General features: G+C 44.7%; 16 protein-coding genes. 3 read left to right on the top strand and 13 right to left on the bottom strand.

The features are described 5' to 3' along the window. Positions 1–42 precede the first annotated feature (42 nt). The gene (locus tag JOD02_RS11860; RefSeq protein WP_394355735.1) at positions 43–1,266 is read left to right on the top strand and encodes an IS66 family transposase; all 1,224 of its coding nucleotides are present in this window, start codon (positions 43–45) and stop codon (positions 1,264–1,266) included. A gap of 367 nt (positions 1,267–1,633) precedes the next feature. Here JOD02_RS11860 and JOD02_RS03170 read toward each other — a convergent pair whose 3' ends face one another. Further along, entirely contained in the window at positions 1,634–1,861 is a 228-nt protein-coding gene (locus JOD02_RS03170; RefSeq protein ID WP_204486838.1) for a hypothetical protein, read from the bottom strand. 32 nt (positions 1,862–1,893) lie between these two features. Continuing rightward, positions 1,894–2,331 (bottom strand): hypothetical protein, encoded by a 438-nt coding sequence (locus JOD02_RS03165; RefSeq protein WP_204486836.1) that lies wholly within the window; start codon positions 2,329–2,331, stop codon positions 1,894–1,896. 253 nt (positions 2,332–2,584) lie between these two features. On the opposite strand from JOD02_RS03165, the gene JOD02_RS03160 reads away from it, so the two are divergent. After that, a complete protein-coding gene (locus JOD02_RS03160) occupies positions 2,585–3,451 on the top strand; it encodes a DegV family protein (protein ID WP_204486834.1) in 867 nt (288 codons plus the stop codon). A 248-nt stretch (positions 3,452–3,699) separates the two neighbouring features. Here JOD02_RS03160 and JOD02_RS03155 read toward each other — a convergent pair whose 3' ends face one another. The 11 genes from JOD02_RS03155 to JOD02_RS03105 form a co-directional block, all read right to left on the bottom strand. Continuing rightward, complete coding sequence (locus JOD02_RS03155; protein ID WP_204486833.1) at positions 3,700–4,062, bottom strand: zinc-ribbon domain-containing protein; 363 nt, start codon at positions 4,060–4,062, stop codon at positions 3,700–3,702. A 131-nt stretch (positions 4,063–4,193) separates the two neighbouring features. Next, positions 4,194–4,550, bottom strand: a complete 357-nt coding sequence (locus tag JOD02_RS03150) for a DUF1667 domain-containing protein (RefSeq protein ID WP_204486831.1) — start codon at positions 4,548–4,550, stop codon at positions 4,194–4,196. A 16-nt stretch (positions 4,551–4,566) separates the two neighbouring features. After that, positions 4,567–5,832: an NAD(P)/FAD-dependent oxidoreductase gene (locus JOD02_RS03145; RefSeq protein ID WP_204487342.1), complete on the bottom strand. Its 1,266-nt coding sequence runs from the start codon at positions 5,830–5,832 to the stop codon at positions 4,567–4,569. A gap of 2 nt (positions 5,833–5,834) precedes the next feature. Further along, on the bottom strand, positions 5,835–7,307 hold the full coding sequence (locus JOD02_RS03140; RefSeq protein WP_204486829.1) for an NAD(P)/FAD-dependent oxidoreductase: 1,473 nt from the start codon (positions 7,305–7,307) through the stop codon (positions 5,835–5,837). A 323-nt stretch (positions 7,308–7,630) separates the two neighbouring features. Beyond that, positions 7,631–8,809, bottom strand: coding sequence for a coenzyme F420-0:L-glutamate ligase (locus JOD02_RS03135; RefSeq protein ID WP_204486827.1), 1,179 nt, complete (start codon positions 8,807–8,809; stop codon positions 7,631–7,633). Between the two features lie 335 nt (positions 8,810–9,144). Next, positions 9,145–9,786, bottom strand: a complete 642-nt coding sequence (locus JOD02_RS03130; protein ID WP_204486825.1) for a CBS and ACT domain-containing protein — start codon at positions 9,784–9,786, stop codon at positions 9,145–9,147. Between the two features lie 4 nt (positions 9,787–9,790). Next, positions 9,791–10,495: an ABC transporter ATP-binding protein gene (locus tag JOD02_RS03125; RefSeq protein ID WP_204486823.1), complete on the bottom strand. Its 705-nt coding sequence runs from the start codon at positions 10,493–10,495 to the stop codon at positions 9,791–9,793. Continuing rightward, positions 10,488–11,273 (bottom strand): ABC transporter ATP-binding protein, encoded by a 786-nt coding sequence (locus JOD02_RS03120; RefSeq protein ID WP_204486821.1) that lies wholly within the window; start codon positions 11,271–11,273, stop codon positions 10,488–10,490. Before JOD02_RS03120 ends, JOD02_RS03125 begins: the two co-directional genes overlap by 8 nt. Before the next feature lie 3 nt (positions 11,274–11,276). Continuing rightward, on the bottom strand, positions 11,277–12,248 hold the full coding sequence (locus tag JOD02_RS03115) for a branched-chain amino acid ABC transporter permease (protein WP_204486820.1): 972 nt from the start codon (positions 12,246–12,248) through the stop codon (positions 11,277–11,279). 6 nt (positions 12,249–12,254) lie between these two features. Next, a complete protein-coding gene (locus tag JOD02_RS03110) occupies positions 12,255–13,139 on the bottom strand; it encodes a branched-chain amino acid ABC transporter permease (protein WP_204486818.1) in 885 nt (294 codons plus the stop codon). Positions 13,140–13,399: 260 nt separating this feature from the next. After that, complete coding sequence (locus tag JOD02_RS03105) at positions 13,400–14,554, bottom strand: ABC transporter substrate-binding protein (protein WP_204486816.1); 1,155 nt, start codon at positions 14,552–14,554, stop codon at positions 13,400–13,402. Between the two features lie 452 nt (positions 14,555–15,006). Between JOD02_RS03105 and JOD02_RS03100 the strand changes: the two genes are divergently transcribed. Then, positions 15,007–16,425 (top strand): NCS2 family permease, encoded by a 1,419-nt coding sequence (locus JOD02_RS03100; RefSeq protein WP_204487340.1) that lies wholly within the window; start codon positions 15,007–15,009, stop codon positions 16,423–16,425. Positions 16,426–16,601 lie beyond the last annotated feature (176 nt).

Here is a 16,601-nt window from a genome sequence, read left to right as displayed (position 1 = left end):
ATTGAAGGTTTTTAGCATTTGGTGTCGAATATAATAAGTATTATGGAAAATACATCAACTGCTGCAGTTACAATTGAAGAGTTAATGAAAGAGAACAGCCTTTTAAAGCAGGAGATAGAGGAGCTTAAAGCGAAATTGAGGTGGTTTGAAGAGCAGTTTCGCTTAAGCCGGCAAAAGATGTATGGGCGTTCGAGCGAGAAGACGAATTCGGGGGAGGGGGAACAGCTCAGCTTTTTCAATGAAGCGGAGAAGGAATCGAACGCAGAAGCTGCCGAGCCTGCTATAGAGGAGATAACATACAAGCGCCGCAAGAGGAAAGGACACAGGGCAGAGAATATAAAGGACCTTCCTGTTGAAGTGATAGAGTACCGTTTACCAGAAGAAGAGCAGGTATGTCCATGCTGCGGTGGTAAGCTTCATGAGATGAGCACAGAGGTGAGGGAAGAGCTAAAGATTATACCTGCCAAGGTAAGCATAGTGAAGCATGTACGCTATGTATATGCCTGCCGCAATTGTGAGCAAAATGAAGTGAGCACGCCCATAGTAACGGCATTTATGCCCAAAGCTGTACATCCTGGGAGTATTGCCCCACCATCTGCTATTGCATATGTAATGGTCCAGAAGTTTGTAGAAGGTATGCCACTGTACAGGCAGGAGCAACAGTGGGAGCGGATGGGGATAGCGCTATCGAGGCAGACAATGGCCAACTGGATGATACAGGGGTCTGAGAGATGGTTGAGGCCGGTACATGAGAGGATGAGGGAACATTTAATCAAGAGGGATATACTGCATGCAGACGAGACTACGTTACAGTGTAGCGGAGGATATATTCCTATGAGAAAATATCTGATCGGTATTTTAATCATAACTGTCATTTTGTATTTGGTAAGTGGTTGTTCAAAAGATGAAAATGCAGAAACTACCATATTTTATGGTGAAACTGAAAAGTGGGTAGTCGTTGTAGATGCATATAATACTTTCCACTTCATTTATAAAGGCGATTTGAAGGATTTAAAAAATGAAAATCCTTCAAATAAAATTCATTTTTTCTATGGAACTTCTTTAGGAACGACAGGGGCTGTTCAGTCATTGAACAATACAAATTATTATAAACAAAAATTTGAGAGGGATTTTATTAGAGGCTTAACACTATCACGTAGAAATGCGTTTAACAGTGATAAATTTATTAATGTACAGATTAGTTATGGTAAAACTACGGATTCTATTGATTTAGCTGCATATTACAAGATAAAACCAAGTAGATAAGCCTAGTTGCATTTTGGAAATATTTAGAAAATATACTGTAATTGGTGTATAAATAAACTATAATCTTTTTGGCGGTTGTATCAAATTATACGTATAAGTAGGATGTTATGTCGTTATGAACATAGATTTTTAATTTTTTAAATCAATTGAATACTCTCGAAAAGTAGCTGGGAATAGTCACCAAGATTTTGAAAATGGGTTATATTAACAAAATTGCAGGTATTATGAGAAAATAAAAGAAATGAACCTTGAAAAATTCATATGGTATTACCTGGATAACCGAAAAAAGGGTATAACAACCTAAGCTTTAAGGAACACGATTTTTAAAGCTTCTAGTTAAAACTATAAAAGCTGTAAACCAAGCTATCTACGCCGCTCCGACGATAAAGGTATCTACAAAACTAAAGTTTGTATGTTTGACCCAAGCATCAAGATGGATATTAACTGCAGCAAAGGTAGCCATGGCAAACCTCATCATATTGCTTCTTAAGCGTACCCTTTCAATAGAGTAGTCAATAAACAGTCTTTTATTAGTACGTTCCACCGATGTTCTGGTCTTGAATTTATCCTTGAAAGCTTTGGTATGACGTGGCACAGGTGGAAACATTCGAGGGTCATAGTCGGGTTTTATATAAATGACTTTGCCATAGGGGCTATTGGAACACAAACAATCCTGAGGAGGTTCTTGACCATGGCAAGCCAGAGGCGCCAGAGTAGGTCGTAGTAGGAGCCGACGCCAGGAGCCTTGTTAGAATCGAAGCCACAAATATCGAAAAAGAGGTCATCTTGTTGTACCGTTTTGGCCCATTTTGTGATAGAATATTCATGTTGGTCGAGCATAAGTGTTAACGAACGTATAATGCCCTGCTGATTTATAGCGGGGCGACCGAAGTTAGGGTAAAGTGGTTTTATTATTGGGAGCAGGTTATCCAGGTTAAGTAGATAGAGCTTAGAGATAGCTTTATCGAGTTGGATAAGCCTGCCTTTTTCTTTTTGAGCATGGATAGAGAGGCGCTGTATAAGCTGTTTTTGATAATCAGAATGAGATTGCCAGTTTCTTAGCATGTAAAACCCCCAAACGAAATAGAATTAGTGAACATAAAACTATTTTGGGGGAAAAAGCTTAAAAAGTGAAGCTGTAATACAAGGAAATAGAGGGAAAAGTGGGTAATATAAGGTGGATAGTAGCTGGGAATTTGTGTATGAAAATCGTATAAAAAGTAGGGGTGAATCTGAAAACCTGAGCCCTGAAATATGCAAAAATAAAGCTCTCGGACTTTTCGAGAGCGTACTACATAAGACAGGGGGTATGAGTCCTATGTCAACCGTCATTATTGCCGATACCTGCAGCGACCTTCCTTTTGAATACGTAAAGCAGCACAATATCCCACTTATACACTTTACATACAACTTCAAAGGCGTTGAATACGCCGATGACTTGGGTCAAACAATATCGTACAGGTATTTTTACAACGCTATGCGTGACGGAGAAGTCCCTACCACTTCACAGGTCAATGTTCAAACCTACGCCGAGATGTTCAGAAAATACGCGGCTGAAGGAAAGCCAGTCATATACCTGTGTTTTTCCTCCGCATTGAGCGGCAGTTACAATAACGCACTATTAGCCCGGGACATAGTATTAGAGGAATACCCCGAAGCTGATATAACCGTCATTGACACCAAATCTGCATCGCTGGGAGAAGGGCTGGTAGTATACTATGCCGTAGAAATGCTGGAACGAGGGGCTTCCAAGGAGGAAATCATAGACTGGGTTGAGCAAAACAAATTGAAGATACACCATTGGTTCACTGTAGAAGACCTGCAATACCTCAAAAGAGGCGGAAGACTATCGGGAACGGCTGCGTTTATAGGAAACATACTAGACATCAAACCGGTGCTCCATGTGGACAGAGAAGGGCGCTTGGTCCCCAAACTTAAAGTAAAGGGGCGCAAGAAGTCCCTCCGTACGCTGGTGGATATGATGGAAGAGCACATCGTCGATCCCGAGGAGCAGGTGGTGGCCATAAGCCACTGCGACTCAGACAAAGATGCTCAATACGTAGCAGAGCTGATAAGGTCAAAATTTTCGGTTAAGGACATAATCATAAATCAAATAGGCCCCGTAATAGGGTCCCATTCAGGCCCTGGCACATTGGCGGTATTCTTCATGGGGGGAGAACGGTAATTCAATAGAATAGAAATTTTTAAATAGGGGAATGGTAAGCACCATTCCCCGTTATTTTAGTATATTTGGAATGTGTGTCCCTCCAAACAAGGGCAAATAAACAGCTTTATTAATTGACCATTATTAGAATAGGCTTCTGCGTTAAACGCTATCGAAAAGTAACTGAGCAATATAGGCACAACGAATAATTTTGCATGGCAACCTCGCAGAATAATTAATTGGTGAAGTCCCAAGACCGATTCATCACATTAACGTATTTTTTGTCCACAGTAAGGACAGTACGCAAAAGAGTGATGGAGTACAGCACCACAATTTGGGCACTGATTGCCAAAATAGGTCTGTACCTCCTCAAGCCTGTTTACATCCACATCGGTGCTGTCCTTAAGCTCATCGACGTAGTCGGGCGGTACGCGGAAAATCCTGCCGCAGCACCTGAACCTCATGTAGTACCTCTTGTTCCATTTAAATATCGGGATAAAGAAAAAGTGAAAATAGGTGTACTCCTCTATGAGCTCACCTCTCGAAAGGCTGCCGCACTTGCATATGACGTTGGGGTATTCCCTTACAATTCTTTGTTTGTCCTGTATACCGAATATTCCGATGAAGATCACAGAATCCCCTCCCATATGCCCGATGACTACCACCTTAATTATACATCATAATGGCAATCGTGTGAATTACGGTACATATTGTTCTATTACTTTACCGTATTCATCTTACACAGTCAAACAACCATATAAAGCTACACCCTCTCCACCTTTCGAGTGGCTACAAGATTGGCACCTGTACCGGCAATATTTTCAATAAGCACATCGCCTATGTTTACGGGAGCTTTCACCTTCAGCCTTTTGGTCTGCTTTAAAGCCTCCATTATCTTATCCCTTGGAATGCTTCTATCGGTTTTTGCCGATACCAGCTTGTAAGTCCCGCCTTCCACCCACACCGATGTGGTGAGGGTACGCATCGGACATGTCATCTCCTGAAGGGCGTAATCTTTGCCGCGGCTGCATCCGTTGCCCTTTACCACCCACTGGCCGTCTGCGCCGGGTTCAACCTGCATCCTGCAACCCCTGGGACACAGTATGCATATCAGTTCCATGCGCGCTTTCCCCCCTTCATGCAAGGCTTCTCCATCTGATGAGCAGCCTGCCACCAGGCTTTATGCCAGATAAGACCTGTTTTTTTATTTTAAACCGCTCCATCTGTCCTGGAACGATGCGCAAAAACCTCTTAGAAGCCAGCACTTTCTGTCCATCTGTCAATTCCACCATGCCTTCATCATATATATTATCCGACCTGAAAAACAGCTCTATGTCCTCCTCTCCCGAAATCCTCTGGGGGACAACATAGCGTATGCCGTATCCTGTCTCTATTTTAGCTCGCATATCCACATGCCGGGTGAGCTGAGAGGCCAGGCCGTTCAAATACCGCCACACGCCATAACCAGCAATCTCAGCCTCTTCGCTTACATAATCCACCAGGTCGTGAACGTGAAGCACATTGCCGCAGGCAAAGACCCCGGGCACGCTGGTTTGCCTGTACTCATCAACAACCGGTCCCCCTGTCACAGGGTCAAGCTGTAGGTTGGCTTTCTGGCTGAGCTCGTTCTCTGGTATAAGCCCCACCGATAACAGAAGTGTGTCACAAGAAACGTATTCCTCGGTGCCCGGAACGGGCCGCCGTGCATCGTCCACCTGTGCAACCGTCACTCCCTCAAGCCTTTCCCTGCCATGAATCTTTATGACGGTGTGCTTAAACCTTATGGGAATACCGTAATCCTCCAGACACTGCCTTATGTTTCTTATAAGCCCTGTCGAATAGGGCATTATTTCACACACCATCTTGACATTGGCGCCTTCCCAGGTGAGCCTCCTTGCCATTATAAGGCCAATATCCCCCGACCCGAGTATGACGACCTCTCGGCCCGGCATATATCCCTCTATGTTGATAAGCCTCTGAGCCATCCCTGCCGTATACACTCCTGCCGGTCGCCCTCCTGGAATCATGAGCGCCCCCCTGGTCCTTTCCCTGCACCCCATGGCCAGTATCACTGTTTTGGCTTGTATTTTAATGGGTCCATGCTTGGGGTTTATGGCATAGACCGTTTTGTCCTCATCCATATCCACCACCATGGTATTCAAAAGATAAGGGATTTGCGCCTTTTCAACCTGGTCGATAAACCTTTGGGCATATTCAGGGCCGGTAAGCTCCTCACCAAACCAGTGAAGCCCAAACCCGTTGTGGATACACTGCTGCAGAATCCCGCCCAGATGCGAATCCCTCTCGAGTATGATTATATCCCGTATGCCGTGCTTATGGCAGGACAAAGCCGCTGCCAAGCCAGCCGGCCCACCTCCTATTATCACTACATCTACTTTCATGTTTAACATTCCCCATCCCCCTCCAAAAAGTCTTTGATCCTCCCCAGCACAAGCCTCGATCTACCACCTTTTTTGGTTATCTGCTCCATGGGGATGTCCAGCTCCCTTTCCATTATCTCCATGATGCGCGGCGTGCAAAACCCTCCCTGACAGCGCCCCATGCCTGCCCTGGTCCTCCGCTTTATTGCGTCTAGCGTAAGCGCCGGCGGATTTCTGTGTAAGGCCTCAACTATCTCCCCCTCGGTCACCATCTCACACCTGCATACTATGCGTCCAAACCTTGAGTCCTTTTTTATGAGCTCCTCCCTGGTATGCCAGTCGGCATCGCTAAACCTGCTTATACCCCTGCGGTGAGGATTAAAGTCCTTTTTAGGCTCCAACTTGTGGCTATTTCTTTGCATAATGCCGTTTAGAATATCCACAACATACTTAGCTATTGCCGGAGCGGCCGAAAGCCCTGGCGAGCAAATTCCCGCCACATGAACAAATCCTTCCACTATGTGGGATGGGCGAATTATGAAGTCCTCCCCATCGGCTATTGCCCTCAAACCCGCAAACTGGGTTATGACATCAGTCCTTGGCAGGAGAGGCACCGACTCTAACGCTTTTTGATACACAAATCCCAATCCCTCATCAGTGGTGTCGACGTCATCCCTGTCATTTATATCCACCGCATTCGGCCCTATTAGCAAGTTGCCATCCACGGTAGGAGTGACTAGTACGCCCTTACCAAGACGGGACGGTGGCTGGAATATGGTGCTGTTGACCAAGTTCCCCCACTTTTTGTCATATAGGCAGTACTCCCCTTTACGCGGATATATGCTGAATGAATGATCTCCCACCATTTGGCTGACCAAATCGCTGTTTATGCCGGCTGCGTTTATCACATACCGAGAAATAAATGCTCCTTTTGATGTTTCAATGTGGAATTTACTATCGCCGCACCTTTGAATGGATAAAACTTGATGGCCCAAATAAAACTGCACTCCGTTGTCAGCGGCGTTTTCCGCCATGGCTATGGTGACTTCAAACGGAGACGTGATACCACCCGCGGGAGCCCACAGCGCCGCTTTGATAGAAGGATTCAAGTTGGGCTCCATATCAAGCACTTCCTTAGCAGATAAAATCTTAAGACGGGTTACACCGTTCTTTATGCCCTGATCCAATAAGCGATGAAGCGTTTGCACATCTTCATCAGTAAACGCCAAAACCAGTGAACCGTTTCGCTTGAATGGCACATCCAATTCCCGTGCAATATCATCATACATGACATTGCCCTTGACGTTAAGATAAGCCATCAGCGTCCCCGGTTTACAGTCATAACCTGCGTGCACAATACCGCTGTTGGCACCTGAACTCCCCATGGCAACATCGGACTTTGCTTCCAGGACGCATACATCCAGCTTGTACCTGGCAAGCTCTCGGGCTATGCTGCAGCCTACAACCCCAGCACCTATTATAGCCACATCAAACATACAGCCTTCCCTCCTCTCAAATGAAAAAGCCATATTAATCAAGCTGCACACAGCCTGACTAATATGGCTCTCACATATCTCCCGCCACTATTCTATTGAATTGGTTTTCCCAAACCTCTTCAAAGTTTTGCAAGAAGATAAGCTTTGCTTTTTAACTGATGGGGGCTTCCGGCAATTTTGCCGCGAACACTAGAAAGCTAAAACCCATGCCTTTTCTCAACAATTGTAAAATACCTTTAAACCGATGTAACTGCACCCCACAATACCTTTTCAGCAATAATATACCAGCATATAAGCACGGTGTCAACAGCGACTATAGGCTCTCATTCAGCGTCAGTAGCATAACTATCGAAGTAGCCCTGTATAAGCACGACGGGTGTGCCCTTGTCGCCGCTCCCGCTCACCAGGTCACAAAGGCTACCTAAAAGGTCGGTAAGACGACGCGGAGTAGTACCCTGCGATATCATTTTGCCCACAAGGTTTTTCTCTTTGGACCTTATAATCTCTTTTATCTTCCCTTCTAGGTTTTCTTTATCATCAATGTTATCAGCCAGATACTTAAGCTTAACCTCGCTAGGAGTACCCTCTAATCCCTTGGTGTATGCAGGCGACACCACTGGATCTGCCAGTTCCCATATACCGCTCACCGGATCTCTGAAGGCACCATCGCCGTATATCATTACTTCCATGTGCTTGCCCGTAAGCTCCTTGAGCCTCGCCTGCAACCTGTCGACGAACTCCTGGCCATCCCTGGGGAAAAGCTTGACGGTGGTTTCGGAAGCCTTGTTCGAACCTAGCAGTCCATACTGAGGATGATAGCCACTGCCGTTAACCGGCTGAGTCAGTATGTCATCAAGGCCATAAACCGTCTTAGCCCCCGCCTGCTTTAGCAGCCTCTTGGTCCTGAAACGGGTATGGATATCGGCAGCCAGTACATGCGGCGTGTATTTCAATATAGCTCTTGGGTCATTTGAAAATATTATGGTAATCCCTTCCACCAATTCCTTGTAGTATTTTATATAGTCTATGCCGGTGAAGGGGTGAACAGCTCCATGGCCAAACAACTCGTAGAACTTCTCTTCCGTCAAAGTATCGGTATAGGGGTTTACTCCCTTCTCGTCCAGCTCATCCCATGTGAGAATAGGATTGCCTACCTCGTCGGAAGGATAACTCAGCTGAAGGTAAACCTTCTTAACCCCTTTCGCTATACCCATGAGCAGCATCGAAAACCTGTTGCGGCTGAGTATGGGAAACACCACTCCCACTTCGCCATCGGGATATTTGGCTGCTATATCGGCTGCTATTTGGTCAATGGTGGCATAGTTCCCTTGAGCTCTAGCCACCACCGACTCTGTAACCCCTACCACATCCCTGTCGTTCAATGAGTACCCTTCAGTTCGACTGGATTCAACTACCGCCTTAGACACTATCTCCACTAGGTCATCGCCCTTCTTTATGATGGGCAAGCGTATGCCTCTCGCCTGTGTGCCTACCGTCCTCATCCGTCATACCTCCCATTTTGTCAACTCTTCATGTCCAGCTTATTACTGCCTCTTCTCAAAAAATTAAAGCCGTATAAATAAAAGAAATTCAATGAAAACATTTAGTTTTATTATATACTACTGATGGCTCTAAATCCAATTAATTAAAAATTATTACAAGTATAAGTTATTCTTATCGCTCAAAAAAAATAAACTGCCTTTCAGGCAGACAGCAAATCATCCTTTAGCATAAAGCTTCATCTCCATTATAGCCACATTTTTCAACTCCAAAAAGCTTTCCTGCTAAACCATAGCAGGAAAGCCTCTCAACCAACATTCAGCAATACTCAAGGTCTTCACTTGTTTTGCAGCTTATACAATATCCTAAAACCATTTTCCTCCAGCGTTTTTTCTATATTCTCCGTGTTAAAAGAGTTTATGCCCACCACAACGCTGCTGGTGCCATCGGCACCTCGGTAAACCGCCACACGCGTGATGTTTGCGCCATACTGCGCAAAGATGCCGGTCAACCTGGCTAAAATACCTGGCTCATCAGATGCTTCAATGGTAAGCCGCGTCCCCCGCTCACGGAAGCCCAACAGCTCAATGAAAGCGTCAAAGATATCGCTCTCGGTTATGATACCTACCAGCTTGTCGCCCTCCACCACCGGCAAAAACCCTACTTTTTGGTCCCGCATAAGCGTGGCTGCCTCTTCAAGTAGCGCATTGGGGGATATGGTAACAGGATCCTTGGTCATGATTTGCTTGATTTTGGTTTTAGATAGCAAATAGGTAATCTCACCCATACTGAGGCTGGTTGCCTTGGAAGGCGAATACCGTTCGATATCTTCCTTTGTGACCACACCCACCAGCTTACCGTCTTTAACCACCGGCAAACGCCTTATACCATGTTTCATCATAATCTCCTGGGCATCTGGAATGGTTTGCTCAGGCGAAATGGTAAACGGGTTGGTGGTCATCCTGTTTTTAACAAACATATCATTAACCCCCCAAATAGGCTTTTTTAATCTCTTCGCTCTCCATAAGTTCAGCACCTGTACCTGAAAGCACGATTCTACCCGTCTCTATAACATAAGCACGATGAGCGATTTGTAGTGCCATCCTTGCGTTTTGCTCTACCAGCAACACCGTCGTCCCACTACTGTTTACGTCTTTTATTATATTAAAAATCTCCTGAACCAACAAGGGCGCAAGGCCCATAGAAGGTTCATCCAATAATAAAATTTTAGGCCTGCTCATGAGTGCTCGGCCAATCGCAAGCATTTGCTGTTCTCCACCTGACAAGGTACCGGCCAGCTGTTTTCGTCTGTCAGCCAGCACAGGAAAGAGGTCAAAGACTTTCTTCAAGTCTTTTGCAATCCCTTCCTTGTCTTTTCGAAGATAAGCCCCTAGCTCAAGGTTTTCCAGAACTGTCATATTGGAAAAGACGCGTCGCCCCTCGGGTACATGGGAAATTCCCATCTTGACCCTCTCTTGGACAGACGCATTGGTTATATCTCTGCCATTCAGTATAATCTCGCCATCGGTGGGTTTTTTTAACCCCGATATTGTACGCAATGTCGTAGTCTTCCCCGCACCATTAGCACCTATCAAAGTTACAATCTCACCATCGTTGACCACCAAAGAGATTCCTTTTAATGCGTGTATTACCCCAAAATGGACGTTAAGATTTCTTACCTCAAGCATCGCCAACATCCTCTCCTAAATACGCCTCTATGACCCTCTTGTTTGACCTGATTTCATCCGGAGTACCTTCTGCAATCAATATTCCGTAATCAAGTACATAGATGCGTTCACATATCTTCATAACCAAAGACATGTCATGTTCAATCAAAAGAATGGTTAAATTGAACCTTTCCCTGATCCACTTTATCAATTCGGTAAGCTGGGCCGTCTCAGCAGGATTCATCCCCGCAGCCGGTTCATCAAGCAGCAAAAGGCTGGGATTGGTAGCCAATGCTCTAGCGATCTCAAGACGGCGCTGTTCCCCATATGGAAGATTTTTTGCATATTCATCCTTTTTGTCGTCTAATTTGAAAATCCGGAGCAGTTCCATTGTAGCCTCGCTGATCCGCTTTTCTTCCCTGTGATACGACGGCAGGTGTAAAAAGCTGGACAGCAGCCCGTATCGCACGTCCTTATGCATTGCAATGCGCACGTTATCAAATACCGTCAAATCTTTAAACAGGCGTATATTTTGAAAGGTCCTTGCTACACCTGCCTTACATATCCTATGCGGTTTAAGGCCTTGAAGTTTTTGTTCTACACCATCCTTATTCAACACAATACTGCCACTCGTAGGGACATACACGCCAGTCAACAGGTTGAAGACGGTGGTCTTGCCCGCACCGTTGGGACCAATTAATCCCACCAGTTCTCCCTGCTTAAGCTCTATATTTACATTTAAAACGGCCGTCAAACCGCCAAACGATTTTGTAAGCTTATTGACCTTAAGCAACGGCATAATCTATTTTTCCCCCTTCTCAACCGCAAACAGCCTGCCTAGCCTGGTGAATACAGAAAGTGAAGCCTCCCTTGTTCCCATCAATCCCTGAGGACGGAATATCATTATTACAATTAAACTCAATGCATACAGTATCATACGGACCTCTGCAAATGACTGAAGCAGAGTAGATATTATAGCCAGCAAAATTGCCGCCAGTATAGAGCCTGATATGCTCCCCAACCCTCCAAGCACCACCATAACCAGAATGTCCACAGACCTCAAAAATCCAAACAGATCGGGTTTTATAAAATAAAAATATGAGGCATACAGCGCTCCTGCTATACCAGCGCAAAAGGCGCCTATAACAAAAGCCAAGACCTTGTACCATGTGGTATTGATTCCCATAGTCTCTGCCGCAATCTCATCTTCCCGTATGGCTATGCAAGCCCTCCCATGAGAAGACCTCAAAAAATTTCTTATTAGCAATACAATCCCGACTGTAAATATGAATAACCACGTCCAGTTAACAAACCTAGGTATACCGCTTAAACCTCGAGGACCATTGGTAACCTCGTCCAGGTTGATAAAAATGATTTTAATGATTTCCGCCATGCCCAACGTGGCAATGGCCAGATAGTCTCCCCTAAGCCTCAATGTGGGTAACCCAACCAGAAAGCCCACCAGGCTTGCCAGCAAAGCCCCCAGCAAGGTACCAAGCAAAAAAGTAGGTACAGTAGGACTTTTGAGCAAAAGCAGAGCACAAGTGTAGGCACCAATGGACATAAAACCGGCATGGCCTAGAGAAAACTGGCCGGTAACCCCTGTTACGAGGTTAAGGCTCACTGCAAGTATGATATTTATACAAATGGTGGTAAGGGTAGCCTGCAAGTAATCGTTTATAAGGTTAACAGAAATAAGCAGCTGTATTATTATATAGGTGAAAATAAGCAAAATTAATCCTTTTACAGGTCTAACATTTAGCAACCTCTTCATTTTCTGCTACACCTTCTCTCCAGTATTTTTACCAAGCAGTCCTGCCGGCCTTACAATGAGAATCAATATCAATATTGCAAATACCACAGCATCCCTGTACATGGAGTAACCTAAGCCCGACACCATAACCTCTATAAAACCTATCACATATCCCCCCAGCATGGCTCCAGGGATGATTCCAATGCCTCCAAAGACGGCAGCAACAAAAGCCTTAAGGCCTGGTAAAACGCCCATCAATGGATTGATGGAGTTATAGTATACGCCAACCAAAATCCCCGCTGCCCCTGCAAGGGCCGACCCTAACGCAAATGTAAAGGAAATGGTGGAATCCACATTAATCCCCATAAGCTCAGCAGCGTCTTTATCCAACGAAACAGCACGCATCGCTTTGCCAATCCTTGTTTTCTTGACGATAAGCTGCAACAGTACCATCAAAATAACCGTTATAAGTACAATTAAAATTTGTTGAGATGAGATTACAATACCTCCAAATTTGAACGTCCTTGTCATAAATCCGGTCATGGGAGGGTAAGTCCTCACGTTGGGGGTGGCAAAAAACATTGTGGTATACTCCAAAAACAGCGAGACACCTATGGCCGTTATAAGCGCAGCGATTCTTGTGGCGTTTCGCAAAGGCTTGTAAGCAATCTTTTCAATGACAACGCCCAACAGTGTACATACTAGCATCGAAGCAAACAAAGAAGGTACAAAGCCCAATCCCAGCTTGGCCATGCATACATACCCCACATATGCACCTATCATATATATATCGCAGTGCGCAAAGTTAATCAGCTTTATAATTCCATATACCATCGTGTATCCCAGGGCTATAAGGGCGTAAATGCTACCCAACGATATGCCATTGATGATTTGCTGTAGCAGCTGTTCCACCTACTCTCCCTTCTTTCTGCACATGTTTCACTTTTTTAACTTTAAACAGAAACCAATATGCACAAAATTCACTAAACTTCTGATACCTCAACTACTATGCCGTTATATACATCTTCATATGCCCGCATCCTTTATACCAGCTCAAACAAAACGTAATTTTTCTCTATTTAAATGCATATAAGTGAGGACACAATGAGCGCCCTCACTTATACGCAATACCAGCCTTATCCACCAAAATATCACTTTACATCAATCCGGTTTCAATTGGTAACTCTGTATGTCTTGAATTGCTTACCATCCTTCAATTCGATGACGATGATGTCCTTCACAACATTATGATTTTTATCCACACTCATTGTTCCGGTCACGCCTTCAAAATTCTTGGTTGCCTCCAGCGCTTTCTTTAGCGATTCTCCGTCTATCTTTTCCGCCCGGTTTAAAGCATCAGCCACAAACTTTGCCAGGTCATACCCTAAAGCATTGAACGCATCAGGTTCTTTGTTGTATTTGGCTTTAAAGGTCTTAACAAACTCGGCCACCACAGGGCTTGAATCTACCGATGAATAGTGATTGGTAAAATAGACTTTATTGAGGGCATTAGCGCCTGCCAGTTCAGCAAGCTTGGGCGAGTCAAAACCATCGGCTCCAACTATTGGAACGTCTATCCCCTGCGCTCGGGCCTGCTTGATGATCAGTCCAGCCTCATTGTAATAACCTGGGATAAATATCACATCAAAATCCTTACCCTTTATGCTTGTTAGAACGGCGTTGAAGTCAGTATCACCTGACATGTAGGCTTCCCGAGCAACTACAGTACCACCCCCAGCCTTAAATGTGGAGGTAAACGTCTCAGCAAGCCCTTTAGCATAATCGCTGGAGCTGTCCATGATTATAACGGCTTTTTTAGCAGAAAGGTTATCCAGAGCAAACTTTGCCGCCGCACTGCCCTGCTGTGAATCGGTAAAGCATATACGGAAGGCATATTCTTTTACGCCCTTGTCATCTACAGTTACGTTATCGGCAGTAGCCGAACCTGAGATCACCGGCACCTTGTTCTGATTTGCCACTGGTATGGTCGCCATAAAGGCCCCCGACGTAGCCGGCCCCAGCACAGCCACTACCTTATCTTGAGTCATCAATCTCGTCGCTAAAGTTGTGGCCTCTGAAGGCTCAGACTTGTTATCATACTTAACAAGCTGAATCTTCTTGCCTTTAATTCCACCGGCATTGTTGATTTGCTCCACAGCCAGTTCAATGCCTTCTACAGAACTCTGGCCATAAGTAGCAACGCCGCCTGATAATTCGTAGTTTACGCCTATCTTAATGACATCCTGACCGGTGGACGTCCCCTGAGAACAGCCAGTTAATACCAATATAGAAATTAATAATATCGATGCAATTGTGAACTTTTTCATCTTTTTCCCCCCTTTGCATTTTTATAAATAATACTATACTCATTATAAAGGTGTCAATACACAAAAACCGTATCAATTGCTGTTTTCAGGCAGGGTTTTAATCACTCCAGCTTTGTGGTTTAAACCCAAATTTTGTGGTTGTTCAACGTATCATTAAGCAAAATTTTTTAAATTTCGTTTGCAATTTTGACGAACATACGGTATTATATGAATATAAAATGTTCACATGGTACATTGGCCCTATTTTTATATTACTTAATAAAACATGCAATTCATCTCCATTTTCCACAAAAAAGATGGAGACAAATTGCGCCTGCGGAGATTAGACATCTACTGCCGGGAAATACCTTACCGGTGGTAAGTCTGGTCGATGAAACAGGAAACCTCCACATTTTCAGTGTGGACGGTAGCTTACTTGTTTAACAATTTTAAAGAAGAGGAGGTTTTTTATGCTGGACAGATTCTTTAAAATCAGCGAAAACGGCTCAAAGGTATCAACCGAAATTCTGGCCGGACTTACCACTTTCTTTGCCATGTCCTACATCATCTTTGTCAATCCGGCCATCCTCTCACAAACAGGCATGCCACGAGAAGCGGTATTCCTGGCCACAATCATCGCATCAGTAGTGGGCACCCTTGTCATGGGTCTTTTTGCCAACGTGCCTTACGCACAAGCCCCTGGCATGGGCTTAAACGCTTTCTTCACTTATACTGTATGTTTAGGTTTAGGTTTTAAATGGCAACAGGCACTGGCCATGGTTTTCATCTGCGGCCTTATAAACATCTTTATTACCGTGACTAAAATCCGTAAATCCATAATCAAGTCAATTCCCGTCAGCCTGCAAAACGCCATAGGCGGAGGAATAGGCATATTCATAGCCTACATAGGCATCAAAAATGCCGGGCTTTTGAACTTTACCTCCGACCCAGGCCATAACATAGTACTAGAAGGCGGTACCGTTATTAGTGATTCCAGCACTGTACCGGCCTTAGTAACCTTCAATAATCCGACTGTCATCCTGGCCATCATAGGTATTGTGTTGACCTTTGTATTGCTCGTGTTCAAGGTAAGAGGCGCCATCTTACTCGGGATCATCGCAACAACCATTATCGGTATACCCATGGGTGTGGTTGACATATCCAAGGCTGGAACCACCACAGGGCTTGGCGCAGCATTCGCACAGCTTGGCACCACCTTTGGCGCAGCTCTTGGACCGGAAGGCATAGGCTCCTTGTTTGCAGATGCTTCTAAGATTCCATTAGTTTTGATGACCATATTCGCATTCAGCCTTGCTGATACTTTTGATACCATCGGTACATTTATAGGTACCGGACGTCAAAGCGGTATCTTCAGCGCAGAGGATATACGGCTTATGGAGACCAGCAGCGGCTTCAAGTCCAAAATGGACAAAGCATTGTTTGCCGATGCCATCGCTACATCGATTGGCTCGCTGTTTGGCACATCCAACACCACGACATACATTGAAAGCGCTGCCGGAATAGGGGTTGGCGGTCGCACAGGTTTAACCAGCGTTGTAACAGCATTGCTGATGCTAGCCTGCGTTCTGCTGGCGCCTATAGCCGGACTGGTACCAGCGGCAGCTACTGCACCAGCGCTTATTGCAGTTGGTATTATGATGATGTCTGCATTTAAGGAAATTAAATGGGATGACCTAGACGAGGCAATACCTGCATTCTTTGCAGGCGTATTTATGGCATTTTGCTACAGCATATCCTATGGCATCGCAGCAGGGTTTATATTCTATTTAGTAATTAAAATGTGCAAGGGCCAACTGAAGGACGTACACCCAATATTGATAGTGGCAACACTGCTCTTTATATTAAACTTTGTCATACTTGCCGTTATTTGAAATTAAAGAGAGTCAAAGGGAATATATCTTTTATTACCAGAAACCAAACCCTCAAAATAACATAATTAGGATTTAATTTATACTCAACTCGTAGGCCAAAGTTAAAAACAAAAGACGCCGGTTGGATAGATCAGCCGGCGCCTTTTTCATTGTATAATTGCCTTTGAATTCATTGC

Source organism: Caldicoprobacter guelmensis, assembly GCF_016908415.1.
Lineage (GTDB): Bacteria > Bacillota > Clostridia > Caldicoprobacterales > Caldicoprobacteraceae > Caldicoprobacter > Caldicoprobacter guelmensis.
This window is presented reverse-complemented; position numbering and strand designations above follow the sequence as displayed.